General features: G+C 73.5%; 19 protein-coding genes. 10 read left to right on the top strand and 9 right to left on the bottom strand.

The features are described from left to right. Positions 1–144: 144 nt before the first annotated feature. The 6 genes from GBN72_RS10460 to GBN72_RS10435 form a co-directional block, all read right to left on the bottom strand. Positions 145–945, bottom strand: coding sequence for a hypothetical protein (locus GBN72_RS10460; protein WP_151771429.1), 801 nt, complete (start codon positions 943–945; stop codon positions 145–147). Between the two features lie 192 nt (positions 946–1,137). Then, positions 1,138–2,139 (bottom strand): ABC transporter ATP-binding protein, encoded by a 1,002-nt coding sequence (locus GBN72_RS10455; RefSeq protein ID WP_151771428.1) that lies wholly within the window; start codon positions 2,137–2,139, stop codon positions 1,138–1,140. Further along, positions 2,136–3,413: an ABC transporter ATP-binding protein gene (locus tag GBN72_RS10450; RefSeq protein ID WP_151771427.1), complete on the bottom strand. Its 1,278-nt coding sequence runs from the start codon at positions 3,411–3,413 to the stop codon at positions 2,136–2,138. The genes GBN72_RS10455 and GBN72_RS10450 overlap by 4 nt, the downstream gene beginning before the upstream one ends. Continuing rightward, positions 3,410–4,336: an ABC transporter permease gene (locus GBN72_RS10445; RefSeq protein ID WP_151771426.1), complete on the bottom strand. Its 927-nt coding sequence runs from the start codon at positions 4,334–4,336 to the stop codon at positions 3,410–3,412. The genes GBN72_RS10450 and GBN72_RS10445 overlap by 4 nt, the downstream gene beginning before the upstream one ends. Beyond that, entirely contained in the window at positions 4,333–5,400 is a 1,068-nt protein-coding gene (locus tag GBN72_RS10440; RefSeq protein WP_151771425.1) for an ABC transporter permease, read from the bottom strand. The genes GBN72_RS10445 and GBN72_RS10440 overlap by 4 nt, the downstream gene beginning before the upstream one ends. Positions 5,401–5,413: 13 nt before the next feature. Continuing rightward, entirely contained in the window at positions 5,414–7,270 is a 1,857-nt protein-coding gene (locus GBN72_RS10435; RefSeq protein ID WP_151771424.1) for an ABC transporter substrate-binding protein, read from the bottom strand. Positions 7,271–7,851: 581 nt separating this feature from the next. On the opposite strand from GBN72_RS10435, the gene GBN72_RS10430 reads away from it, so the two are divergent. From GBN72_RS10430 to GBN72_RS10410, 5 genes are all read left to right on the top strand, one after another. Further along, entirely contained in the window at positions 7,852–9,525 is a 1,674-nt protein-coding gene (locus GBN72_RS10430) for a peptide ABC transporter substrate-binding protein (RefSeq protein WP_151771423.1), read from the top strand. A 37-nt stretch (positions 9,526–9,562) separates the two neighbouring features. Continuing rightward, positions 9,563–10,486 carry an ABC transporter permease gene (locus tag GBN72_RS10425; protein ID WP_151771422.1) on the top strand — a complete coding sequence of 308 codons (924 nt, stop codon included), beginning with the start codon at positions 9,563–9,565 and terminating at the stop codon, positions 10,484–10,486. Between the two features lie 181 nt (positions 10,487–10,667). Next, positions 10,668–11,585, top strand: coding sequence for an ABC transporter permease (locus tag GBN72_RS10420; protein WP_151771974.1), 918 nt, complete (start codon positions 10,668–10,670; stop codon positions 11,583–11,585). 8 nt (positions 11,586–11,593) lie between these two features. Then, positions 11,594–12,619 (top strand): ABC transporter ATP-binding protein, encoded by a 1,026-nt coding sequence (locus GBN72_RS10415; RefSeq protein WP_151771421.1) that lies wholly within the window; start codon positions 11,594–11,596, stop codon positions 12,617–12,619. A gap of 38 nt (positions 12,620–12,657) precedes the next feature. Next, positions 12,658–13,740 carry an ABC transporter ATP-binding protein gene (locus tag GBN72_RS10410; RefSeq protein WP_281371590.1) on the top strand — a complete coding sequence of 361 codons (1,083 nt, stop codon included), beginning with the start codon at positions 12,658–12,660 and terminating at the stop codon, positions 13,738–13,740. Between the two features lie 907 nt (positions 13,741–14,647). Here the strand turns inward: GBN72_RS10410 and GBN72_RS10405 are convergent. Continuing rightward, the gene (locus GBN72_RS10405; protein WP_151771420.1) at positions 14,648–16,819 is read right to left on the bottom strand and encodes a prolyl oligopeptidase family serine peptidase; all 2,172 of its coding nucleotides are present in this window, start codon (positions 16,817–16,819) and stop codon (positions 14,648–14,650) included. A gap of 177 nt (positions 16,820–16,996) precedes the next feature. Here GBN72_RS10405 and GBN72_RS10400 point away from each other — a divergent pair, with 177 nt between their 5' ends. From GBN72_RS10400 to GBN72_RS10385, 4 genes are all read left to right on the top strand, one after another. Next, positions 16,997–17,191, top strand: coding sequence for a hypothetical protein (locus GBN72_RS10400; RefSeq protein ID WP_151771419.1), 195 nt, complete (start codon positions 16,997–16,999; stop codon positions 17,189–17,191). A 158-nt stretch (positions 17,192–17,349) separates the two neighbouring features. Then, positions 17,350–18,288, top strand: a complete 939-nt coding sequence (gene mshB / locus GBN72_RS10395) for an N-acetyl-1-D-myo-inositol-2-amino-2-deoxy-alpha-D-glucopyranoside deacetylase (RefSeq protein ID WP_151771418.1) — start codon at positions 17,350–17,352, stop codon at positions 18,286–18,288. Further along, positions 18,285–18,704 (top strand): DUF6113 family protein, encoded by a 420-nt coding sequence (locus tag GBN72_RS10390; protein ID WP_151771417.1) that lies wholly within the window; start codon positions 18,285–18,287, stop codon positions 18,702–18,704. Before mshB ends, GBN72_RS10390 begins: the two co-directional genes overlap by 4 nt. Positions 18,705–18,881: 177 nt before the next feature. After that, positions 18,882–21,053: a hypothetical protein gene (locus GBN72_RS10385; protein WP_151771416.1), complete on the top strand. Its 2,172-nt coding sequence runs from the start codon at positions 18,882–18,884 to the stop codon at positions 21,051–21,053. A 75-nt stretch (positions 21,054–21,128) separates the two neighbouring features. Here the strand turns inward: GBN72_RS10385 and GBN72_RS10380 are convergent, their stop codons facing one another. Together GBN72_RS10380 and GBN72_RS10375 are read right to left on the bottom strand one after the other, a co-directional pair. After that, positions 21,129–22,007, bottom strand: a complete 879-nt coding sequence (locus tag GBN72_RS10380; RefSeq protein WP_151771415.1) for a transglutaminase-like domain-containing protein — start codon at positions 22,005–22,007, stop codon at positions 21,129–21,131. Between the two features lie 17 nt (positions 22,008–22,024). Continuing rightward, entirely contained in the window at positions 22,025–23,059 is a 1,035-nt protein-coding gene (locus tag GBN72_RS10375; protein ID WP_151771414.1) for a GNAT family N-acetyltransferase, read from the bottom strand. A gap of 140 nt (positions 23,060–23,199) precedes the next feature. Here GBN72_RS10375 and fdxA point away from each other — a divergent pair, with 140 nt between their 5' ends. Then, a complete protein-coding gene (gene fdxA / locus GBN72_RS10370; RefSeq protein WP_077966227.1) occupies positions 23,200–23,520 on the top strand; it encodes a ferredoxin in 321 nt (106 codons plus the stop codon). Positions 23,521–23,530 lie beyond the last annotated feature (10 nt).

Raw genomic sequence — 23,530 nt, 5'->3', positions numbered from 1 at the left:
CAGCCGAAGCCCGGCCCCCGCCACGGGGCGCCGGGCTTCGGCCTGCCCGGCCCCCGTCCCGCACACGACCGGCCCACCTCGCACCCCGCCCTGCGGGCAGCCGCAGGCGCCGTCACGGGCGGGGAAGGGACCCGGGACGGCTCGTCAGTGCGCCCAGGGCAGACGGACCGCCTCGATCCCGGAGTCGTTCAGCAACGCCTCGACGAGGGCCGGGCTGCCGGCGACCTTGGTGGCCCACAGGTCGTAGTCGGTGCACAGGACCCAGGAGCGGTCGGCGGCCCAGAGGTTGGACGGGCTGAAGTCCGCCTCGGAGTGGTCGTACAGGATCCCGGCGTCGCCGAGCCGGCCTTCACGCACGTGGAGGTTGTCGAAGTCGGTGGCGCCGAGCGTCAGAGGGCTGTAGTAGGCCAGGCAGCGGGTGTCCGGCCCCGCCGGGCTCTGCCGGACGAGGACGGCGACCAGCCGGTTCCAGGTCTCGCGGTCCAGGCTTCCCTCGGTCGGCGGGATCATGCTCAGCGGCCGGCTGCCGTCCTTCGTGGCCGAGGGGAAGCAGCAGGAGGACGGCAGCAGCCCGTCGGGCACCACCGGGTCGCCGGTCCGCCGGGCGAGCTCCGCCCAGCGCAGCCGCCGCCAGCCGGGGCCAGGGTGCCGGGCACGGCCCAGCCCTCCCCCCGTGGCGATGCCCACAGCGTCGAGGTCGACGTCTCCGGCCATGTGGGGCCAGGTGCTCCCGTCGGCCACCCGTGCCCGGTGGTACTCGTCGTACGACACGTCGCTCGGGCCCTGCTCGTGCTCGTACAGGGCGTTGAGCACCCACACCGCGTCGGGCATCGCCGGGGGCATGAACCCGGTGAGGCCGTCGCCGCACAGCTTCAGCAGCCAGTCGGTGTGCCCGTACGGCACGAGCGGCCACAGGCCGGCCATCGGGTTCGGTTCCTCGTACATCCGCCCATGGTCCCAGGTGGGCTTCCGCCCCTCCGCAAGGGTGCCGGGGTGCCGGGGTGCCGGGGGTCCGAGGGTCCGGGGGTACGTGCCGAGGGGTCCGGGGGTCCGGGGGTACGTGCCGGGGGTGCCCCCGCCCCGAGCTCTCGGCTCCGCTCGAGCTGGGGCACCCCCGGACGCGCCGTGAGGCGGGGGTCAGGCGGACACCCGGGCCGCCGCCCAGTGGCACGCCGCCGCCGTACCCCCCGTGCCCGGCAGCACGGGCAGGTCCACCGTGCGGCACGCCTCCTCGACGCCGGCCCGCGCCGCCTCCCCGCCCGCCAGCACCTGGCACCGCACGTGGAACCGGCACCCGCCCGGGACGCGGGACGGGTCCGGCGGCTCGCCCGTGAGGACCACCGGCTCGCCCGGCGCCTCCGGCAGCACCGACAGGAGCGCCTGCGTGTACGGATGCCGTGGCGAGGTCAGCACCTCCTCCACCGGCCCCGTCTCCACGATCCGCCCCAGGTACATCACCGCCACCCGGTCGGCGATGTTCCACGCCAGCCCCAGGTCGTGGGTGACGACCAGCGCCGACAGCCCCAGCTCCTCCCGCAGCCGCAGCAGCAGCGCGAGGATCTCGCCCCGCACCGACGCGTCGAGCGAGGCCACCGGCTCGTCGGCCACGATCAGCTCCGGTTCCAGCACCAGCGCGCCCGCGATGACCACCCGCTGCCGCTGCCCGCCGGACAGCTCGTGCGGGTAGCGCAGGAAGAACCGTTCCGGCGGCCGCAGCCCGGCCCGCGACAGCGCCCCGGCCACCGCGGCCCGCTCGTCGCCGTCGTAGCCGTGGATCCGCAGCCCCTCGGCGACCGCGTCGTACACGGTGTGCCGGGGGTTCAGCGACCCCGTCGGGTCCTGGAGCACCAGCTGGACCCGTTTGCGGTACGCCTTGAGCGCCCGCGCACGGTACTCCAGCGGCGCCCCCGCGAAGGTGACGCGGCCGCCGGTGGGCCGCACCAGCCCCAGCAGCGAGCGGGCCAGCGTGGTCTTGCCGCAGCCGGACTCGCCGACCAGCGCGACGATCTCCCCGGGCCGGATGTCCAGGTCGACGCCGTCCACGGCCCGTGCGGGCGACGCGCCGTCGCGCCCGGGGAAGGTCACGCGCAGTGCCTCGGCGCTCAGCAGCGGCGTGCCGTTGTCGGTGGTCGTCGTCATGCGGTGGTGCTCCTCGCTCCGTCGGTACCGCCCGCCTCCGGGTCGGCCGCCCCTGTGCTGCCCGCCGCGTCCGCGCCGGACGTGCCCGCGCCGCCGTCCGCGTCCATGCCCGACGTCGCCGCGCCGCTGGAGGCTCTTGGGCCGGTGGCTTCGCCGTCGTCCGTACCCGCACGGGACCCCGTCGCGCCGGAGTCGTCGCCGTCCGCGCCGGACCCACGCACGCCGGGAATGTCCGGCAGGGTGGTGTCCGCCGCCGCGGCGCGCACCGCCGGGGCGTGCACCACCGCGGCGTCCACGACCGCGGCGGCCTCCTCCGCGCCCGCGCCCGCGTGCACGCACGCCGCGCGGCGTCCCGTCGCGGCGTCGGCGAGCCGCAACGGCTGGTCCTCCGTGGCGCAGGACTCCAGCGCCACCGGGCAGCGCGGATGGAACGCGCACCCGCCCGGCAGCGCCGACGGGTCCGGCGGGTCGCCCGCCAGCCCCGCGGGGGCGAACCGTGAGGCCGGGTCGCCGATCCGCGGGAACGCGGCCGACAGCGCCCGCGCGTACGGGTGCCGGGCGTCGTCGAAGACCCGCCCGGCGGGCCCCTCCTCGACCACCCGCCCCGCGTACATCACGGCCAGCCGGTCACAGGTGTCGGCCAGCACCGCCAGGTCGTGGCTGATCATGATGAGGCCGACGTTCTGCTCGCTGACCAGTTCCTCGATCAGGCGCAGGATCTGCGCCTGGATCATCACGTCCAGCGCGGTGGTCGGCTCGTCGGCGATCACCAGGCCGGGGTCGCAGGCCAGCGCCATGGCGATCATCACGCGCTGGCGCTGGCCGCCGGAGAGCTCGTGCGGATAGGCCGAGGCGCGGGCGGCCGGCAGGCCCACCTGCTCCAGCAGTTCGCCGGCCTTCCGCTTCGCCCCCGCGGCGGTGGCCCGGCGGTGCAGCAGAATCGGTTCGGCGATCTGGTCGCCGATGCGGTGGACCGCGTTCAGCGAGTGCATCGCGCCCTGGAAGACGATCGACGCGCCCGCCCACCGCACGGCGCGCACCTGACCCCACTTCATGGCGAGGACGTCCTCGCCGTCGAGCAGGATCCGCCCGCCCACCTTCGTCCCGGCGGGCAGCAGCCGCAGCAGCGCGAGCGCCAGGGTCGACTTGCCGCAGCCGGACTCCCCGGCGATGCCCAGCTTCTGCCCGGCCTCCAGCGTCAGGTCCACCCCGCGCACCGCGGCCGCCCCGCCGGGGTAGGTCACTTCGAGGTTCTGGACGTCCAGCAGGGTCAACGGGACACCCCCAGCCTGGGGTTGAGGACGGACTCGACGGCGCGGCCGCAGAGCGTGAACGCCAGCGCGACGGTGGCGATGCCGATGCCGGGCGGTATCACGTACCACCACTTGCCGGAGCTGACCGCGCCGGCCTCGCGGGCGTCCTGGAGCAGGCTGCCCCAGGAGACCACCGTGGGGTCGCCGAGGCCCAGGAAGGCCAGCGTCGCCTCGGTCAGGATGGAGGAGGAGATCAGCAGGGTGGTCTGGGCCAGCACCAGCGGCATCACGTTGGGCAGGACGTGCCGCGTCATGATGTGCAGGTGGCCGCCGCCGAGCGCCTTGGCGCGCTCGATGTAGGGCCGGGCCTCCACGGCCAGGGTCTGCGCGCGGACCAGGCGGGCGGTGGTCGGCCAGGTGACGATGGCGATCGCCAGCACCATCGTGCCGAGCGAGCGGGACAGCACCGTGGCCAGCGCGATGGCCAGCACCAGGGCGGGCATCACCAGGAACCAGTCGGTGATCCGCATGATCACCGTCGAGTAGACGCCGCCGAAGTGGCCGGCGGTGATGCCGACCACCGCGCCGATCACCACGGAGAGCGCCGCGGCCAGCAGCCCCACCAGGAGCGAGACCCGCGAGCCCCAGACCACCAGGCCGAACAGGTCGCGCCCGAACGAGTCGGTGCCCAGCCAGAACCGGCCGCTGGGCTCCTCCAGCGGGGAGCCGGGCGCCGTCGTCACGTCGGACACCTCGGCGCCGATGGTGAGCGGCGCGGTCAGCGCCACCAGGGCGAGGAGCGTCAGGGCGATCAGGCCGGCCAATCCGGCCCGGTGGGAGCGGTACTGCCGCCAGAACCGGGCCGCGGAGGCCCGTCGCCGTCGCCGGGTCAGCTTGCGCGCGTCGAGCGTGGCGCCGCCCGCGGTCGTTTCGTTCGTCGTCACTGGTTGCCCACCCGGGGGTCGAGCAGCGGATAGATCAGGTCGGCCAGCATGTTGGCGAGGATCATCGTCGCCGCGAAGAAGAAGAACAGCCCCTGCACCAGCGGCAGATCGGGCACGCTCAGCGCCTGGTAGAAGAGGCTGCCGAGACCCGGCCAGGAGAAGACCGTCTCCACCAGGATCACGCCCGCCACGGTGCGGCCCAGGTTGACGAAGATCAGCGTCATGGTGGGCAGCAGCGCGTTGGGCACGGCGTGCCGGGTGCGCACCTGGTCGTCGCGCAGGCCCTTGGCGCGGGCGGTGGTCAGGTAGTCGCTGCCCATCTCGTCCAGCAGGGCGGAGCGGGTGACCAGCAGCGTCTGGCCGTAGTCGACGGCCACCAGGGTGAGGACCGGCAGCACCATGTGGTGCGCCACGTCGAGCACGTGGTCGAGACCCTCCTCGCCGGTCTCCATGCCGCCGGTGGGGAACAGGCCGGGGAGCGGGCCCACGCCGTTGGCGAGAATGATGATCGCCAGCAGGCCGAGCCAGAAGGACGGCACCGAGAACAGCACCAGGGCCAGGCCGGTGTTGACCTTGTCCCCGCGGCTGTTGTGGCGCCAGGCGGACCGGGTGCCCAGGAAGACGCCGAGTGCCGTGTAGATGACGAAGGCGGTGAAGGTCAGCAGCAGCGTCGGCATCACCGCCTCGCCGATCTTGTCCATCACCGGCGCGCGGAACTGGTAGGAGGTGCCGAAGTCGCCGGTGAGGACGTTGCCGCAGTAGTCGAGGAACTGCTGCCACACCGGCAGGTCGAGCCCGAACTCCAGGCGCAGGGCGTCCAGTTGCTCCTGCGAGATGGGCCGGCCCCGGGTCATCTGGGTGACCGGGTCGCCCGGTATCAGGCGGAAGAGGAAGAAGCTGGTGACGAGGACGGCCAGCAGGGAGACGACGGCTCCCAGCAGCTTGCCCGCCACGTAGCGCAGGTAGGTCAGGGTGCGGTTGCCGGAGCCGGACCGGCCGGCCGGCGGCCCGGAGGGAACCGGGCCGTCGGCCGGCGCGGCCGGCACAGGTGCGATCTGGGTCATGTACGCCCTGCTGCTATTCGCGCTCGTCGGCGGTGGAACGGCGGCGCATCGCCAGGAAGGCGCCGACGGCGACCAGGACCACGACACCGGCGACGATGCCGATGATCACGCCGGTCGAGCCCGAGTCCTCGGAGGAGGCCTCGTCGGCGGCGACGGGCTCGGCGGACCACCAGCTCCAGTAGCCGTCCTGGCCGTAGATGTTGCCGGCCTCGGTGGGCATGGTGGTGATCGACTTGATCTGGTCGCTGCGGTAGGCCTCGACGGCGTTCGGGTAGGCCATCACGTTCATGTACCCGAGGTCGTAGAGGTGCGACTGCATCTGCTTGACCAGGTCGGCGCGCTTGGCCGGGTCGTACTCGGCGAGCTGCTCCTGGTAGAGCTCGTCGTACTTCTTGTCGCAGATGAAGTTGTCGGTGGCGCCGACGTCCTCCTTGGTGGCCGGCAGGGCGTCACAGGTGTGGATGGACAGCACGAAGTCCGGGTCCGGGTTGACCGACCAGCCGTCGAAGGCCAGGTCGTAGGTGCCGGCCAGCCAGGGGTCGGAGACGTTGTCGGAGCACTGGAGGTCCATGCCGATGCCGAGCTGGCCCCACCACTCCTCCAGGTACTGGCCGATGGCCTTGTCGTTGGGGTCGGTGGCGTGGCAGAGCACCCGGTAGACGATCGGCTTGCCGTCCTCGTCGACCCGCTTGCCGTCCTTCTTCTTCAGGCCGGCGTCGTCGAGCAGCTTGTTGGCCGCGTCGATGTCGTACGTGAGCTCCTGGTCCGGGGAGGGCTTCCAGAAGTACTTGTCGTAGCGCGGGGGTATGTAGCCCTCGCCCTTGACGGCGTGCCCCTGGAAGACCTTGTCGATGATGGCGTCGCGGTCGACGGCCTTGAAGAGGGCGTTGCGCACCCGCTGGTCCAGCAGCGACTCGTGTCCGTCGCCCAGCTTCGCGCCGTCCTTGGCCTTGGCGCCCGGGTTGACGGCCAGCGCGAAGAAGCGGCGGCCGGGGGCGTCGTTGACCTTGATGTTCCCGGCGGTCTTGAGGTCGTCGGCCTGCGCGGGCGTCAGGTTCGGGACGAAGGAGACCTCGCCCTTCTTCAGGGCGGCCACGGCGGCGTCGCCGTCCTTGTAGTACTTGAAGACCAGTTCGTCGAACTTGGGGGCGCCGCGCCAGAAGTCCTTGTTGGGCTCCAGCTTCACGTACTGGTCGACCTTGTAGTCGGTGAGCACGAACGGGCCGTTGCCGACGATCGGGAACTTCTGGTCGTTGTTGAACTTCGAGAAGTCGGTGACCTTCTCCCAGATGTGCTTGGGCACGATCGGGATGTCCAGGGCCGTCATGGTGGCCTGCGGCTTCTTGAGCTTGATGACCAGCTGGTCCTTGCTGGGCGCGCTCACCGACTCGAAGTTGCCGACGAAGCTGCCGTTGGCGGTGGCCGCGGCGTCGTCCGACATCATCTTGCCCAGCGTCCACGCCGCGTCCTCGGCGGTGGCCGGCTTGCCGTCCGACCACTTCGAGTCGTCGCGGATGGTGTACGTCCAGGTCAGCTTGTCCTCGGACGCCTCCCACTTGGTGGCGAAGGCCGGGACGGGCTCGTTCGTCTCCGGGTCGTAGTTGAGCAGGTACTCGTACATCAGGCGGTGGATGCTGGTGGAGACCAGCCGGCCGGCCAGGAACGGGCTCAGCGAGTCCACGCTCTGGGCGACGGCCACGGTGAGGACCTGCTTGTCCTCCGCGGCCTGCGCCCGAGCCTCGGCCGGCGCCGGGTTCAGCGGCGTGGCGGCCGCCCCGGTGAACGCCAGGGCGAGTGCTCCCATCGCGGCGACGAGCCGTGGGGCGCGGTGGCGTCGGCCTGTTCTGCCGTGCGCTTCTTGCGAATTCATGCTCGGACCTCGCGTCATCCTCGGACTGCTGAGCAGTGCTGCCGAATGGGAAGTGGTCTATCAGTGCGGCAGTGGGGCGTCAACGGAACCGAGACCCCAAGTGGCCTGCGGAAACGCCAAGTTGATCGATCGGACACGGGCATTGGTCTCGACCTCTGACGCCTTGCAGGTGGGAGGTTGGCGGTGCGCCTGTCCGACATGTACGGCGGAGCCGCCGGGGGTGGGGGCCGGTCGGAGCGAGGGGCGGGTGTCGGCCGGACCGAGGTGTGGGGACCGGTGGATCCGGGGGTCCGGGGCCGGACGGGGCGGGCTGCGGGGGAGGGGGCGGCGCGGAGGCCGCGAGGGAGCGGGCCGCCGCGGCCTCCGTGCCGGCTCCGAGCGTCCGGTCGGGCGACGCCGTCACCCGTAAGGGTGGATACCGGATGAATCGGAACGTCAATGGCGATATGGATCGTTCACCGAACGGATCGGTCGTGGATCGGTCGCGGATCGGCCGGACACCGGCCAGGTACGGCCCGGACATGGACCCGGGTGCGGTCAGGAACCGGCCAGGGACCGGTCAGGGAGAGGGAGGCACGCCGATGGGCGGACGACGAGCAGGGGGCGCGGCGCCCGCGGGGCGCCCGCGTACGGCGGTCCGCGCGGTGGCCGCCGCGGGCGCCTCGGCGGCCGTGCTGCTGGCCGCGGCCTGCGGTGGCGGCGGCGGTGGCGGTGGTGGCGGTGACGCCGGCGCGGTGCTCAGCTCCTCCTGGGGCGACCCGCAGAACCCGCTGGAGCCCGCCAACACCAACGAGGTGCAGGGCGGCAAGGTCCTCGACATGATCTTCCGCAACCTCAAGAAGTACGACCCGAAGACCGGCGCGGCCCAGGACATGCTCGCCGAGAAGATCGAGACCTCCGACTCCCAGAACTTCCGGATCACGGTCAAGGACGGCTGGAAGTTCAGCAACGGCGAGCCGGTCACCGCCCGTTCCTTCGTGGACGCGTGGAACTACGGCGCGAGCCTGAGGAACAACCAGAAGAACGCCTACTTCTTCCAGTACATCGAGGGCTACGAGCAGACCCACCCGGAGAGCGGCGAGCAGAGCGCCGACACCCTCTCCGGCCTGGAGGTGGTCGACGACCGGACCTTCACCGTCAAGCTCGGCCAGAAGTTCTCGACCTTCCCCGACACCCTGGGCTACAACGCCTACGCCCCGCTGCCGCGCGCCTTCTTCGACGACCACGACGCCTGGATCGCCAAGCCGATCGGCAACGGCCCGTACCAGGTCGACTCCTACGCCAAGGGCTCCCAGATGTCACTGCGCAGGTGGGACGGGTACGACGGCCCCGACAAGGCCCGCAACGGCGGAGTGGACCTGAAGGTGTACACGGACAACGCCACCGCCTACAACGACCTGATGTCCGGCAACCTCGACCTGGTCGACGACATCCCCGCCAGCCAGCTGAAGAACGCCCCCGCCGACCTCGGCGACCGGTACATCAACACCCCGGCGGGCATCCTGCAGACCCTCGCCTTCCCGTTCTACGACCCGAAGTGGAACAAGCCCGGCCTGGAGAAGGTCCGCAAGGGCCTGTCCATGGCGATCGACCGCGAGCAGATCACCGAGACGATCTTCCAGAAGACCCGCACCCCGGCCACCGACTGGACCTCCCCGGTCCTCGGAGAGGACGGCGGATTCCGCGAGGGCTTCTGCGGCGAGGCCTGCGAGTACAAGCCGCAGGAGGCCAAGAAGCTCATCGAGGAGGGCGGCGGTCTGCCCGGGGGCCAGGTCCGGATCACCTTCAACGCCGACACCGGATCGCACCGCGACTGGGTCGAGGCGGTCTGCAACAGCATCAACCGCGCCATGGGCTCGGGCAAGGCGTGCGTGCCCAATCCCGTCGGCACCTTCGCCGACTACCGCAACCAGATCGGCGAGGAGAAGATGCCCGGCCCCTTCCGGGCCGGCTGGCAGATGGACTACCCGCTGATCCAGAACTTCCTCCAGCCGCTCTACTACACCGACGCCTCCTCCAACGACGGCAAGTGGTCCAACGAGGAGTTCGACGACCGGGTCGACAAGGCGAACGCCGAGTCGGACACCGGCAAGGCCGTGGAGAACTTCCTCGAGGCCGAGGCGGTGGTCCGCGACGAGATGGCCGCCATCCCGCTCTGGTACCAGAACGGCTCGGCCGGCTACTCCGAGCGTCTCTCCGACGTCGCCCTGAACCCGTTCAGCGTCCCGGTCTACGACCAGATCAAGGTCAGCTGACCAGGGGCTCGGCCCCGCATCCAGGCCGGGAGGCACCATGGGACGCTATGTGATCAGGCGTCTGCTCCAGATGATCCCCGTCTTCGTCGGCGCGACGCTGCTCATCTTCCTGATGGTCAACGTCATGGGGGACCCGGTCGCCGGGCTCTGCGGCGACCGCGCCTGCGACCCGGCGACGGCGGCCCGCCTCAAGGCGGAGTTCGGCCTCGACCAGCCGGTGTGGAAGCAGTACCTGACCTACATGGGCAACGTGCTCTCCGGCGACTTCGGCACCGCCTTCAACGGCCAGAAGGTCACCGAGCTGATGGGCACCGCCTTCCCGGTCACCATCCGGCTGACCCTGGTGGCGATCCTCTTCGAGATCGTGATCGGGATCGCCCTCGGCGTGGTCACCGGGCTGCGCCGCGGCCGGCCGGTCGACACCGGCGTCCTGGTCGCCACCCTCGTCGTCATCTCCGTGCCCACCTTCGTCACGGGCCTGCTGCTCCAGCTGCTGCTCGGCGTGGAGTGGGGCTGGATCGACCCCTCGGTCTCCTCCGAGGCGACGTTCGGCGAACTCGTCGTCCCCGGCCTGGTGCTGGCCTCCGTCTCGCTGGCCTACGTCACCCGGCTGACCCGCACCTCCATCGCCGAGAACCGCCGCTCCGACTACGTCCGCACGGCCGTCGCCAAAGGGCTCCCGCGCCGCCGGGTGATCTCCCGCCACCTCCTGCGGAACTCGCTGATCCCCGTGGTCACCTTCATCGGCACCGACGTCGGCGCGCTGATGGGCGGCGCCATCGTCACCGAGCGGATCTTCAACATCCACGGCGTCGGTTACCAGCTCTACCAGGGCATCCTGCGCCAGAACACCCAGACCGTGGTCGGGTTCGTGACGGTGCTGGTGCTGGTCTTCCTGGTGGCCAACCTCGTCGTCGACCTCCTGTACGCCGTTCTCGACCCGAGGATCCGCTATGCCTGACGTCCGCCGGACGAACCCGGGGCCCGATCCGGAGTCCGGCGACCGCCGGCCCGGGGAGCACCCGCCCGGCGACCGCCCGCCGGGCGAACACCCGCCGGGCGACCGCCCGCGCGGGGACTGGCCCGACGGCGGCCCGGACGCCGAGGACGGCGCGGTCGCCGGGACGGGCTTCGGCGGTTCCATGGACCTGGCCACCAACGAGGGCCGGACGCTGGAGGACGACCCCGGTCCCGACGGCGGCGGTCCGTCCGGCCGGCCCCGCTCCCTGTGGTCGGACGCCTGGCGGGACCTGCGCCGCAACCCGGTCTTCCTCGTCTCCGCCCTGCTGATCCTCTTCCTGGCGCTGATCGCGATGTGGCCCTCCCTGCTGACCTCGGGCGACCCGCTCGACTGCGACCTGGCCCTGGCCCAGGAGGGCAGCCGGCCCGGCCACCCGTTCGGGTTCAACGGCCAGGGCTGCGACGTGTACACCCGCACCGTGTACGGCGCCCGCACCTCGGTCACCGTCGGCGTCTGCGCCACCCTCGGCGTCGCCCTCCTCGGCGGCGTCCTCGGCGCACTGGCCGGGTTCTTCGGCGGTCTGTGGGACGCCCTGCTCTCCCGGCTCACCGACGTCTTCTTCGCCATCCCGGTGGTCCTCGGCGGCCTGGTGCTGCTGTCGGTGGTCACCAGCAACAGCGTCTGGCCGGTGATCGGCTTCATGGTGCTGCTGGGCTGGCCGCAGATCTCACGGATCTCCCGCGGCTCGGTCATCACCGCCAAACAGCACGACTACGTGCAGGCGGCCCGCGCCCTCGGCGCCTCCGGCCCCCGGATGCTGCTGCGGCACATCGCGCCCAACGCGATCGCCCCGGTGATCGTGGTGGCCACCATCGCGCTCGGCACCTACATCGCGCTCGAGGCCACGCTGTCCTACCTGGGCGTCGGGCTGAAGCCGCCCACGGTCAGCTGGGGCATCGACATCTCCTCCGCCTCCCCGTACATCCGCAACGCCCCGCACATGCTGCTCTGGCCCGCCGGGGCGCTGGCGGTCACGGTGCTGGCGTTCATCATGCTCGGCGACGCGGTCCGCGACGCCCTCGACCCGAAGCTGAGGTGAGCCGCGCCATGCTGCTCGAGGTCCGCGACCTGCGCGTGGAGTTCGCCACCCGGGACGGCGTCGCCCAGGCGGTCAACGGGGTCGACTACACCGTCGACGCCGGCGAGACGCTGGCCGTGCTCGGCGAGTCCGGCTCCGGCAAGTCCGTCACCGCCCAGGCGATCATGGGCATCCTCGACGTGCCGCCCGGCCGGATCACCGGAGGCGAGATCCTCTTCAAGGGACGCGACCTGCTGAAGCTCAAGGAGGAGCAGCGGCGCTCCGTCCGCGGCGCCGAGATGGCGATGATCTTCCAGGACGCGCTCTCCTCCCTCAACCCGGTGCTCACCGTGGGCGACCAGCTCGGCGAGATGTTCGTCGTCCACCGCGGCATGTCCAGGAAGGACGCCCGGGCCAAGGCCGTCGAGCTGATGGACCGGGTCCGCATCCCGGCCGCGGGCCAGAGGGTGCGGGACTACCCGCACCAGTTCTCCGGCGGCATGCGCCAGCGCATCATGATCGCCATGGCGCTGGCCCTGGAGCCGGACCTGATCATCGCCGACGAGCCCACCACGGCCCTCGACGTGACCGTGCAGGCCCAGGTCATGGACCTGCTGGCCGAGCTCCAGCGCGAGTACGACATGGGCCTGATCCTGATCACCCACGACCTCGGCGTGGTCGCCGACGTCGCGGACAGGATCGCGGTGATGTACGCGGGCCGGATCGTCGAGACCGCCCCGGTGCACGACCTCTACAAGGCGCCCGCCCACCCGTACACCCGCGGCCTGCTGGACTCCATCCCGCGCCTGGACCACAAGGGCCGGGAGCTGTACGCGATCAAGGGCCTGCCGCCCAGCCTCACCGCGATCCCGCCCGGCTGCCCCTTCCACCCGCGCTGCCCGATGGCGCAGGACGTCTGCCGCACCGACGTGCCCCCGCTGTACGCCGTCGACCGGGGACCGGTCTCGGGGCCGGGGCGGGGGAGCGCCTGCCACTTCTGGCTCGACTGCCTCGAGGACTCCGCCTGCCGCGGGCCCGCGTCGGACACCCCCTAGACGGCCACCGCCGGCCGAACCGCCCGCCAGGAGAACCGATGGCCACCATGGCGCCCGTGCCCGGCACGGACACGACGACCGAGCCCCTCCTCGAGGTCGAGGGGCTGGTCAAGCACTACCCGCTCACCCAGGGCATCCTCTTCCGGAAGCAGACCGGAGCAGTGAAGGCGGTCGACGGCGTCGACTTCGTCCTCGGCCGGGGCGAGACCCTCGGCATCGTCGGGGAGTCCGGCTGCGGCAAGTCCACCGTGGCGCGGATGCTGGTCAACCTCGAGCGCCCCACCGCGGGCGCGATCCGCTACAAGGGGGAGGACGTCACCAGGCTCTCCGGGCGCGCGCTGAAGGCGGTCCGCCGGAACATCCAGATGGTGTTCCAGGACCCCTACACCTCGCTCAACCCGCGGATGACGGTGGGCGACATCGTCGGCGAGCCCTTCGACATCCACCCCGAGGCCGCGCCCAGGGGCGACCGGCGCCGGCGCGTCCAGGGGCTGCTGGAGGTGGTGGGCCTCAACCCCGAGCACCTCAACCGCTACCCGCACCAGTTCTCCGGCGGCCAGCGCCAGCGCATCGGCATCGCCCGCGGCCTCGCGCTGCGCCCGGAGATCATCGTCGCCGACGAGCCGGTCTCCGCGCTCGACGTCTCGGTCCAGGCCCAGGTCGTCAACCTCCTGGAGCGGCTCCAGGACGAATTCGGCCTCGCCTACGTCTTCATCGCCCACGACCTGTCCGTGGTGCGGCACATCTCCGACCGCGTCGGCGTGATGTACCTCGGGCGGATCGTGGAGACCGGCACCGACGCGCAGATCTACGGCCACCCCACGCACCCCTACACCCAGGCGCTGCTCTCGGCCGTCCCCGTGCCCGACCCGGCGGCCCGCGACCGCCGCGAGCGGATCATCCTCACCGGCGACGTGCCCTCCCCGGCCGACATCCCCTCCGGGTGCCGCTTCCGCACCCGCTGCTGGAAGGCCCGGCAGCGCTGCGTGGACGAGGTGCCGCTGCTCGCCGTCCCGGAGGCGTTCCGCGGCGAGGGCGGCCCGGCGGCGCATCCCTCGGCCTGTCACTTCGCCGAGGAGAAGCGGGTGGTTCCCGCCGACGCGGCGGAGGCGCGGCCCTGACGGGGCGTTAACAGGCAGGCAACTCCGCGGACCCGCCTCCGATATACGGACGTGGAAATCTGAGCACCGTACGGCCGTGCGGGTGCCGTGAGCGGGCCGGGGCGTGCCATGTCGCCCCGGCCCGTACCGCTTCCGTCACGCGCCGCCACCGCGAGGGTGGTATCGCCGCCTTGAGGCCGGTTCCGCCGCCGGGTCCGCGCCCCCGTCGTGAGGGCGGTTCTGCGCCCAGGTCCGCGCTTTCGTCGCGACGGCGGTTCCGCTGGTGCGGCGCTGGTCCGTCGTGGGGCCCGTTCCGCCACCACGAGGGCGATTCTGCTGGTGCGGGGCTGGTTCAGCCGCCGGGTCCGTTTCGCCCCCGCGAGTGCGTTCCCGCCATGGCGTCTGCGCCTCCGCCGCGAGGGCGGTTCCGGCGGCGTGGGGCTGGTGCGGTGGTGGGTCCGTCTCGCCGTCGCGAGGAAGCGGTTCAGTCGTGGGGCCGTGCATCCGCCGTTACGGGGGGTTCCGCCACCGGGTCCGTTTCGCCACCGCGAGTGCGGTCCTGCCACCGGGTCTGCGCCGCCGCCGCGAGGAAGCGGTCTCGCCGTGGGGCCCGCACCTCCGCAGCGAGGGCGGTTCCGCGGGGTGCGGAGCCGGTTCGGTTGTCGGAACCGCCCTCGCCGCGGCGAGGGCGGTTCCGGCGGCGTGGGGCTGGTCCCGCCGTGGGGGGCCGCACCTCCATCGCGAGGACGTCCCGCTGCCGTGGGTTCCGCGCCTCCGCCGCGAGTCCGGTACCGCCGCCGGGCCCGTCCGGTCGTCGCGGGGCCCGCCCGGCGGTCGTCCGGTCCGTACAACCGTGACCGGCAGGGGTGTGGCCGGGCCCGGGTGCGGCCGGGCCGGGGGCCGGCCGCCGTCCGGGCGCGGTCCTTGCTCAGCCGGCCGACGGAACTGCCGGCGCCGTCCCCGCGCTTGAGCCCGGCGGCATGCCCAGCGAGCGGCGCAGGAAGTCCACCTGGAGCAGCAGCAGGTTCTCCGCGACCTGCTCCTGCGGCGTCATGTGGGTCACCCCCGACAGCGGCAGCACCTCGTGCGGCCGCCCCGCGGCCAGCAGGGCCGAGGAGAGCCGCAGCGTGTGGGCGGCCACCACGTTGTCGTCCGCGAGCCCGTGGATCACCATCAGCGGCCGGGCGGGCGTGACGGCGCCCGAGAGGCCGTCGTCGGTCACCAGCGAACTCGTCGCGTACGCCGCCCCCTCGGCGGCCGGGTCGCCCAGGTACCGCTCCGTGTAGTGGGTGTCGTAGAGGCGCCAGTCGGTGACGGGCGCGCCGGCGACCCCCGCGGCGAAGACGTCCGGGCGGCGCAGCACGGCCAGCGCCGCGAGGTATCCGCCGAACGACCAGCCCCGGACCGCCACCCGCGAGAGGTCCAGCGGGTACCGCTCGGCGAGGTCGTGCAGGGCGTCGATCTGGTCCTCCAGGGCGAGCGTGAAGTCGCCCCGGACCGCCTTCTCCCACTCCGGCGAGCGCCCCGGCGTGCCGCGTCCGTCGGCGACGATCACCGCGAACCCCTGGTCGGCGAACCACTGCGAGGTCAGATGGGCGTTGTGCGAGGCGGACACGCGCTGCCCGTGCGGGCCTCCGTACGGGTCCATGAGGACGGGCAGGAGGTCGCCCGCGCGGTGGTGCGCGGGCAGCAGCACGGCGCACGGAATCCGCCGCGCGCCCGCCCGGGTCAGGGAGACGCCGGGGGTCAGGCCGGGGTCGGCCGCGTGCGAGGCGATCCGCGCGACCTCCTTGCCGTCCCGCTCCACCCGCACCAGGGACCCCGGCCGGTCGAGCGTGGACGACACCAGGACCGTCACCCCGCCCGCGCGGACGGCGGTGTGGACCCCCGGTTCCCGCGAGAGGCGCTCCACCCCCTCGGCGGTGACCCGGTGGACGTGCACCTCGCCGGTCTCCGGGTCGGCCGCCGCCTCGCCCGCGGAGGCCGACACCAGGACGTCGTCCTCCGACACGTCGAGGACCGCGCGCAGGTGCAGCCCGCCGTCGGTGAGCGTGCGCCCGCCCACCGCGAGGGCCCGCGCCCCGCTCTCGTCGGTGATCCGCACCAGCTCGCCGGACGGGCTCCAGCAGGGCGTGGCGGCGAACAATTCAAGCCATGTTGGGTCGCTCTCGCGCAGCAGCGTCCGGGTGGCCCCGGTGTCCGGGTCGACGGCCAGGGTCAGCTGCTCACGCTGGTCCCGCGCCTGCACCAGGATCAGCGGCGAACCCGCCGCTGACCAGTGCACTCGTGCCAGGTACGGGAACCGCTCGCGGTCCCAGACGACCTCCGTCCGGCTGCCGTCGAGGCCCAGGACGAACAACTGTACGTCCGCGTTGGGGGTCCCGGCCGCGGGGTACGCCTGCGGCCTCGGCTCCCGCCCGGGGTGCGCGGGGTCGGCGATCCACCACCGCCGCACGGGGGCGTCGTCGGCCCGGGCGGCCAGCAGCCGGTCCGACTCCGGGGCCCACCAGAAGCCGCGGAAGCGGTGCATCTCCTCCGCCGCGACGAACTCCGCGAGCCCGTACGAGACCGTCTCCGACTCCGGTTCCGCGAGCGCCCGGTCGCCGTCGCCGTCCGTCCCGACGACCCTCAGCGCACCCCCCGCGACGTAGGCGACATGGCGTCCGTCCGGGGAGGGGCGGGGGTCGATCACCGGTCCCGCGACGGGCAGTTCACGCGCCGTCCCGGTCCTCAGGCCGACCGTGAAAAGCCGCCCTGACAAGGCGAAACACGCAAGCTCCACGGCCGCGTCGGTGGCGTGGGAGACGATGCCGGCGCCACCCTCACGGCTCCGCTCGCGCCGGGCCCGCTCCTCGGCGGAGAGGTCCTCGCCGGTGCCGTCCAGCAGGGCCGCGGGGTCCGCGACGAGCCGCTCGGCGGGGCCGCCCACGGCCGCGAGGTCCAGCACCCAGAGGGCGCCCGCACGGTCCGTGCCGGAACCCGAGCGCAGGAAGACGACCCGTGAGCCGTCCGGTGCGACGGTGAACGCGCGGGGCGCCCCGAGGGTGAATCGCTGGGTGCGGGCCTGCCGCCGGGGGAAGGATTCGGTGTCCGTCTGCATGACCTGACCATATTGGCCATGCGCCCCCCCTGTGCGGCTGTGCGCCGACTCATGCGTTGCTTCGGATAGTTATGATCACTGCCGTCCGGTGGGTATCAACCTGCTGGCTGCGCGAAGGATTTGTCGCCCCTTCGGTCCGACTGCCTGTGTCCTAGGGAGCTTTGGAGGTGAACCGCCGTGGCACTCTCGATCTCGGTGGTGGTGCTGCTGGCGATCGTCGTCTTCTTGCTGATCAAGAAGTCGGGCCTGAAGGCGGGGCATGCGGTCGTCTGCATGCTGCTCGGGTTCTACCTCGCCGCGTCGTCGGTGGCCCCCACGATCAGTGAGCTGACCAACAACATCGCCGGCATGATCGGCAGCTTCAAGTTCTGACCGCGCGTCGCCCCCGTCCCGGATACCCCCGCGACGGAGGCGTACACCAGGAAGTGTGCCGGGGCGTCTCCGTCACCCCGCTTGCCCGGGTCCTGCCCCCTCCGTCCTCCGGCACGCCTGCCGGGGGAGCGCCGGGGGGCCCGGCCTAAGCTGGCCCCATGACGGACATGCCCGCTCGCCGCCTGCTGCTGGTGCACGCGCACCCGGACGACGAGTCGATCAACAACGGCGCCACCATGGCCCGCTACGCGGCCGAGGGCGCCGGGGTCACCCTGGTCACCTGCACGCTGGGCGAGCTCGGCGAGGTCATCCCGCCCGAGCTGGCCCATCTCTCCGGCGCGGCGCTGGGCGCGCACCGCCGCCAGGAGCTGGCCGCCGCCATGCGCGAGCTGGGCGTCACGGACGTCCGCCTGCTCGGCGGCGCGGGCCGCTACGGCGACTCCGGGATGATGGGTCTGCCCGACAACGACGCCCCCGGCGCCTTCTGGGGAGCCCCGGTGGACGAGGCCGCCGAACACCTGGTCGCCGTGATCCGCGAGGTGCGCCCGCAGGTCCTGGTCACCTACGACCCGGACGGCGGCTACGGCCACCCCGACCACATCCAGGCCCACCGCGTCGCCATGCGGGCGGCGGATCTGGCCGCCGACCCGGGCGTGCGCCCCGATCTCGGCGACGCCTGGGACGTTTCCCGCGTCTACTGGACCCGGATGCCCCGCGCGGTCGCCGAGGATGCCTTCGCCCGCCTCCGTGAGGAGCTGCCCGGTCTGCCGTTCCCCGCGGCGGCCCAGGTGGACGACCTGCCCGGCGTCGTCGACGACCCGGGCACGATCAGCGTCCGGGTGGACGCCGGGGGCACCCAGTACGCGGCGGCCAAGGCCGCCGCGATGACGGCGCACGCCACCCAGATCGCCGTGCACGGCCCCTGGTTCGCCCTCTCCAACGACCTGGTCCAGCCGCTGTTCGCGGTCGAGCACTACCAGCTGGTGAAGGGCGAGCCGGGCGGCCCCGGCGTGGGGGACGACCTGTTCGCCGGCATCGCGCCCGCGACCCCCGCGGGGCACGGGACGCCCGAAGGACACCGGGGAGGCGCGGCATGAGCCTGAACGGCGGCGTGAACGACAAGGGGCCGCGGCCCGCCGCGGGAAGCCCGCTGGCTCAGCCGCTGCGCCTGCCCTCGGCGGGCCGGACCGCGGCCTACGCCGGACTGTTCCTGTGCGGGGCGCTCGTCGGGGTGGCCGGCGCGCTGGTGCAGGCCGCCTTCTTCCCCGGCGGGCTGCTGCTGGCGCTCGCCGGTGCGGCCGGGACCTTCCTCGGCGGGTCGCGGCTGATGGCCTCCCGGGCGGGCGCGGCCGTGCCCGTGGCGGGCTGGCTGGTGGCGGTCGTCCTGCTCACCACCAGTCGTCCCGAGGGTGACTTCGTGTTCGGGGCCAGCCTTCGCCCCTACCTGTTTCTTCTCGGCGGCATCGTGGTCGCTATGATCTGCGCCACCCTCGGAGGCGGCCGCAACCGCTGAGTCCGCCGTCCGACATGGGATGCACATCCCGCTTCGTCCCGCCGCCCCGGTGACCCCCGGAGCGGATATGCCCTCGGCCGCGGGTTACCCACGGGAAGCGGCCAGTATCGTGGAGCGCGCCGCCGACAAGCCCGCTGTGATCGTGACGGGCGGCGGAGCCAACCGGGAGAACCTGCCTTGAGTCGTGAAACTGACAGTCCGTCCCCCACGCCCCACGGGCACGGCGGGTCCGCGCATCCCGCGGAGCCGTCGCGGCCGGAGGACCGCAAGACCGAGACCACACTGACGACCCGGGTGAAGATCAACATCCCCGGGTCCCGGCCGATCCCGCCCGTCGTCGTGCGCAAGCCCGTCGGTGACGGCCCCGCCGCCCAGGGTGAGCAGCCCCCCGCGGGCGGCGGAGCGACGCCGGCCGGCGGCACGGACACCTCGTCCGCGGCCGCCGCCGGACGGCCGTCGGCTCCCGAGGCCCCGGCCAAGGAGAAGACGAGCGACTGGTTCGCCCCGCGCAAGGCCCCCGCGGTCCCGCCGGAGGGCGGCCCGCAGGGCGCGCCGGCGGGCCCGCCCGCGCTCCCCGGTCCGTCCGGGACCTCCGGATCCTCCGGCCGCGGCCGTGCCCCCGGCCAGAGCGGTGCCCCGGGCCAGAGCGGTACCCCGGGCCAGGGCGGCGCCCCGGCCCCCGGCGGCCAGGGCCGTACGCCGGCCGCCGGCGCCCCCGCCCTCCCGCAGCGTCCCACCGCGTCCCGCCCCGGCGGCGGCGCGCCCGCCGGCGGGCGCCCGGGTGGCGCCCCCCGCGGCGGTGCGTCCGGCGCTCCCGGCGCCCCGCGCCCCGGCGGCCAGGGCAACCCCGGCGGAACCAACGGCTCCGGCCTCCCCGGCGCGACCGGCGGACCGGTGGCCCCCGGCCACGGCGGCGGCACCGGATCGGTCGACGTCACCGAGGCGCTGAACGCCGGCCCGCTCGGCCCCCGCGGCGGCCAGGCCCCCGGCACGGGCCCCGCCGGCCGTACGCCCGGCGGCCCGGCCCCCCGTCCGAAGGCCCCCACCGGCCCGACCGGCGGCCCCGTCACCGGCAGCGGCCCGCTCGGTGCCGGACCCGGACCCGCCGGCGGCAGCGGCCCGCTGGGCGCCGGCCCAGGCAGCGGCCTGAGCGACGACACCGCGGTGCTCACCCCGCAGCGCCCCGCCCCCGACGGGCCCGGCGTCCCCGGCGCCCCGCGCCGCCAGGACAACATCTCCGGCGACACCCTCACCAGCGGCCTGCCCCGGGTCCCCGCGGCCGGCTCCGCGCCGGCGGGCGGCACCCCCGGTGGTCCGGCCGGCTCCCCGCCCGGCGCCTACAGCCCCGCGCCCGCCGCTGCGGCCCCGGTCCCCGCCCCGGCACCCGCGTCCGCGCCGCCCGCCAAGAAGGGCCGCAACAAGCTGGTCCTGCTCGGTGGCGGCCTGGTCGCCCTGTTCGCCGTGGCCTACGGCGCGGGTCTGCTGCTGAACCACTCCGACGTGCCGAAGGGCACCACCGTGCTCGGCGTGGAGATAGGCGGCGGCACCCGGGAGGAGGCCGCGCAGAAGCTCGACCGGGCCCTGGGCGACCGTGTGGACCGCCCGCTGGAGTTCAGCGTCGAGGGCGAGTCCGTCAGCCTCGCACCGGAGCAGGCGGGCCTGGAGATCGACACCCGGGCGACCGTCGCCGAGGCGGCCCGGAGCGACTACAACCCGGTCTCCGTGATCGGCTCGCTCTTCGGCCAGGAGCGCGTCGTCGAACCCAACATGCCCGTCGACTCCGAGAAGCTGCGCGCCGCCCTGGAGGAGTCCGCCGGCGGCGCCGGCTCGGTCACCGAGGGCGGCATCGAGTTCAGCGCCGGCAAGGCCGTCCCGGTCTACGGCAAGCCCGGCAAGGGCATCGACGTCGAGAAGGCCGTCCCCGCGGTCAAGGAGGCGTTCCGCCTGCAGGTGGCCGACGGGAAGGCGCCCGCCACCGAACTGCCCGTCGCCACCCGCGAGCCCGGCGTCCCGGACGCCGAGGTGGACCGGATGATGAAGGAGTTCGCCGAGCCCGCCATGTCCGGCCTGGTGACCGTCCGGACCGACGCCGCGCACACCATCTCGTTCAGCCCGGAGAACTCGCTGTGGCGGTTCCTGCGGGTGCGCGCCGTCGACGGCCGGCTGGTCGAGAGCTACGACAAGGCCGAGCTGGAGAAGCTGTACGGGGAGACCTTCGACGGGGTGCTGATCACCCGTGGCACCGGCAAGAAGACCCCGGTGACCGCCGAGGACGTCATCGGCGCGCTGCGCCCGGCGCTGGTCAGCAGGACCGAGCGGACCGCCGTCATCGACACCGAGCCCAGCTGACCCGGTCCGCCGCCGAACGACGCCCGCCCGCACCGCCCTTCGGGGCCGTGCGGGCGGACTCGTCCCGGGGAGCGGTCAGTTGAGCCGGGCGCGGGCCGACCGAGCCTGCCCGCGCACCCGTTCGGCCAGCTCCTCGTCCACCGCCTCCACCACGTCGGCGTACACCTCGAGTTCCTCCGCACCCGCCATGAACTCGCCCCTGCCGACCAGGAGCTGCGCGTACTCGTAGCGGAGGTTCGCGGGCCGCGCGGGCAGCAGCAGCGACAGCTCCAGCGCCCACAGCGCGGTGGCCGACTGCTCGGGGCGGGCCGCCGCCCAGGCGCGGATGTTGTTCAGGATCCGCACCACGACCTCCAGCGGCCGGGCGGGCGTGTACACCGACGGGTCCGCCGGATCCGGGGCGGTCCCGGTCGTCTCCAGCACCAGCAGTTCGGCGTCGGCGCCGGTCAGCAGCCGCCCGCCCGCGAACGGGTCCGCCAGCACCTGCCGGGCCGGATCGTCCGCCGGGCCGAAGCCGACGACGAAGTGGCCCGGCAGCGCCACCCCGTGCACCGGCGCGCCGGCCCGCCGGGCGACCTCCGTCCACACCACCGAGAGCAGGATCGGCAGGCCGCGCCGGCGCCGCAGCACCTCGTGCAGCAGCGAGGAGCGCAGGTCGCGGTAGTCGGCCTCGGCGCCGCCGAAGCCCTCGTCCTCGCCGAGCAGCCGGCGGACCGCCTCCGCCCACTCCCGGGGACCGCCCGGCCGGTAGGGCAACCGCCCGGCCAGCCGGTCGAGTTCCATCTGCGCCTCGTCCATCCCGGCCTCGTCGAACGAGCCGTCCGCGACCGCGCCGATCAGCAGGCACAGCATCGTGAGGTCGGGGCGCTCGGCACGGGCCTCGGCGGCGAACCGGGCGGCCCAGCGGGCGCGTTGCTCCGGTCCGGCGGGGACCGGTGGGTCAGGGGTGAGCATGCCGTGCGGTCGCCTCCTCAGGCCTCGGGCCGGCGGTAGTGGTGGTAGGCGTGGTGGGCGGAGAAGCCCAGGGTGTCGTAGAGCCCGCGCGCACCGGAGTTGTCGGTCTCCACCTGGAGCCAGCCCGCCGAGGCGCCCTCCTTCATCGCCTGCCCCGCCAGCGCCGCCATCACCCGGGTGGCCAGGCCCTCCCGGCGCCGCTCGGGGGCCACCTCCACCGCGGCGAACCCGGCCCACCTGCCGTCCACCACGCACCGGCCGATGGCGGCGGGCGGGGCGCCGTCCGCGCCGGGGACGGTGGCGAACCAGACGGAGGGACCGCCCTCCAGGACCCGCCGGGCCACCTCGCTGACGCCCTTGCGCTGGTAACGCGCCCGCCAGGCGTCGTCGGTGTGCCGGGAGAACTCCACCACGGGCGCCCGCGGACCGGCTCCGGCCGGGTCCGCCCCGGCCGGGTCCACCGCGTCGGCCACGGCCGCCAGGCCGCCGATCCACACCTCGGCGGTCACCTCGCGCACCCAGCCCCGCTCCTCCAGGGCGGCGCAGAGCATCTCGTCCGTCCCCTCGGCCCCGGTCGCCGCCTGGACGTAGGCGGGCAGCCCGCGCTCGCCGTACCAGGCGGCCACGACCGCCAGCGCGTCGTCCAGCTCCAGGCCCGGGTCGCCGACCGCCAGCACCGAGTTGGCGCGCCGGGTGAACCCCGAGGAGGCGCGCAGCACCCACCCGCCGAGCGGTTCGCTCTCCACCGGCGGCCAGGCCCGCGCGGTCACCCCGGCGAGCTCCCGGAACGACGATGCCGGGCCGCGACGGCGGGCCGGCTCCGGGGGAACCACCTTGCCCGCCACGAGGGTGGACTCGTCGATCCGCACCCTCTCGCCGTTCCGACGGGTGATCAGCAGCACGCCCTCGTCCCATGATGTGAGAACACCGACCGTGTCGCTGAACTTGGCCCCTGCGCCGCCGTCTTCGGCGAGCCGCCGTACGGAGACGCGTTTGCCCACGTCAGAGCCGGTAAGGTGCAGCGCGGCTCGCGCTTCGGTGGAGAATTCCACGGGTCGGTTCACCCCTCGTGTTCGGTTCGGGTCCCGAAGTGGAGATACTAGGGGCGGGCATCGACGACGCCGCGCTCCCGCGCGCCAGGCGGCGGAGCCTGTGGAGGCCCGCCAGCGCCCTATCGAGGAGGAACGACAGCGTGACCTACGTCATCGCGCAGCCTTGTGTCGACGTGAAGGACAAGGCGTGCATCGAGGAGTGCCCGGTCGACTGCATCTACGAGGGGCAGCGGTCCCTCTACATCCACCCGGATGAGTGCGTCGACTGCGGGGCCTGCGAGCCGGTCTGCCCGGTCGAGGCCATCTTCTACGAGGACGACACGCCGGACGAGTGGAAGGACTACTACAAGGCCAATGTGGAGTTCTTCGACGAGCTCGGCTCTCCCGGCGGGGCCAGCAAGCTGGGCCTGATCGAGCGCGACCACCCGTTCGTCGCCGCGCTGCCCCCGCAGAACCAGTAGCGGAACCCGT

Source organism: Streptomyces abyssomicinicus, from assembly GCF_008974245.1.
Classification (GTDB): Bacteria; Actinomycetota; Actinomycetes; order Streptomycetales; family Streptomycetaceae; genus Streptomyces; species Streptomyces abyssomicinicus.
This window is presented reverse-complemented; position numbering and strand designations above follow the sequence as displayed.

Bases quoted from the DNA above. Each gene is read 5' to 3' on its own strand.
- GBN72_RS10460 (WP_151771429.1), bottom strand. From the start codon at position 945: ATGTACGAGGAACCGAACCCGATGGCCGGCCTGTGGCCGCTCGTGCCG.
- GBN72_RS10380 (WP_151771415.1), bottom strand. From the start codon at position 22,007: ATGCTCACCCCTGACCCACCGGTCCCCGCCGGACCGGAGCAACGCGCC.
- GBN72_RS10455 (WP_151771428.1), bottom strand. From the start codon at position 2,139: ATGACGACGACCACCGACAACGGCACGCCGCTGCTGAGCGCCGAGGCA.
- GBN72_RS10390 (WP_151771417.1), top strand. From the start codon at position 18,285: ATGAGCCTGAACGGCGGCGTGAACGACAAGGGGCCGCGGCCCGCCGCG.
- GBN72_RS10430 (WP_151771423.1), top strand. From the start codon at position 7,852: ATGGGCGGACGACGAGCAGGGGGCGCGGCGCCCGCGGGGCGCCCGCGT.
- GBN72_RS10435 (WP_151771424.1), bottom strand. From the start codon at position 7,270: ATGAATTCGCAAGAAGCGCACGGCAGAACAGGCCGACGCCACCGCGCC.
- GBN72_RS10425 (WP_151771422.1), top strand. From the start codon at position 9,563: ATGGGACGCTATGTGATCAGGCGTCTGCTCCAGATGATCCCCGTCTTC.
- GBN72_RS10440 (WP_151771425.1), bottom strand. From the start codon at position 5,400: ATGACCCAGATCGCACCTGTGCCGGCCGCGCCGGCCGACGGCCCGGTT.
- mshB (WP_151771418.1), top strand. From the start codon at position 17,350: ATGACGGACATGCCCGCTCGCCGCCTGCTGCTGGTGCACGCGCACCCG.
- GBN72_RS10410 (WP_281371590.1), top strand. From the start codon at position 12,658: ATGGCCACCATGGCGCCCGTGCCCGGCACGGACACGACGACCGAGCCC.
- GBN72_RS10415 (WP_151771421.1), top strand. From the start codon at position 11,594: ATGCTGCTCGAGGTCCGCGACCTGCGCGTGGAGTTCGCCACCCGGGAC.
- GBN72_RS10405 (WP_151771420.1), bottom strand. From the start codon at position 16,819: ATGCAGACGGACACCGAATCCTTCCCCCGGCGGCAGGCCCGCACCCAG.
- GBN72_RS10420 (WP_151771974.1), top strand. From the start codon at position 10,668: ATGGACCTGGCCACCAACGAGGGCCGGACGCTGGAGGACGACCCCGGT.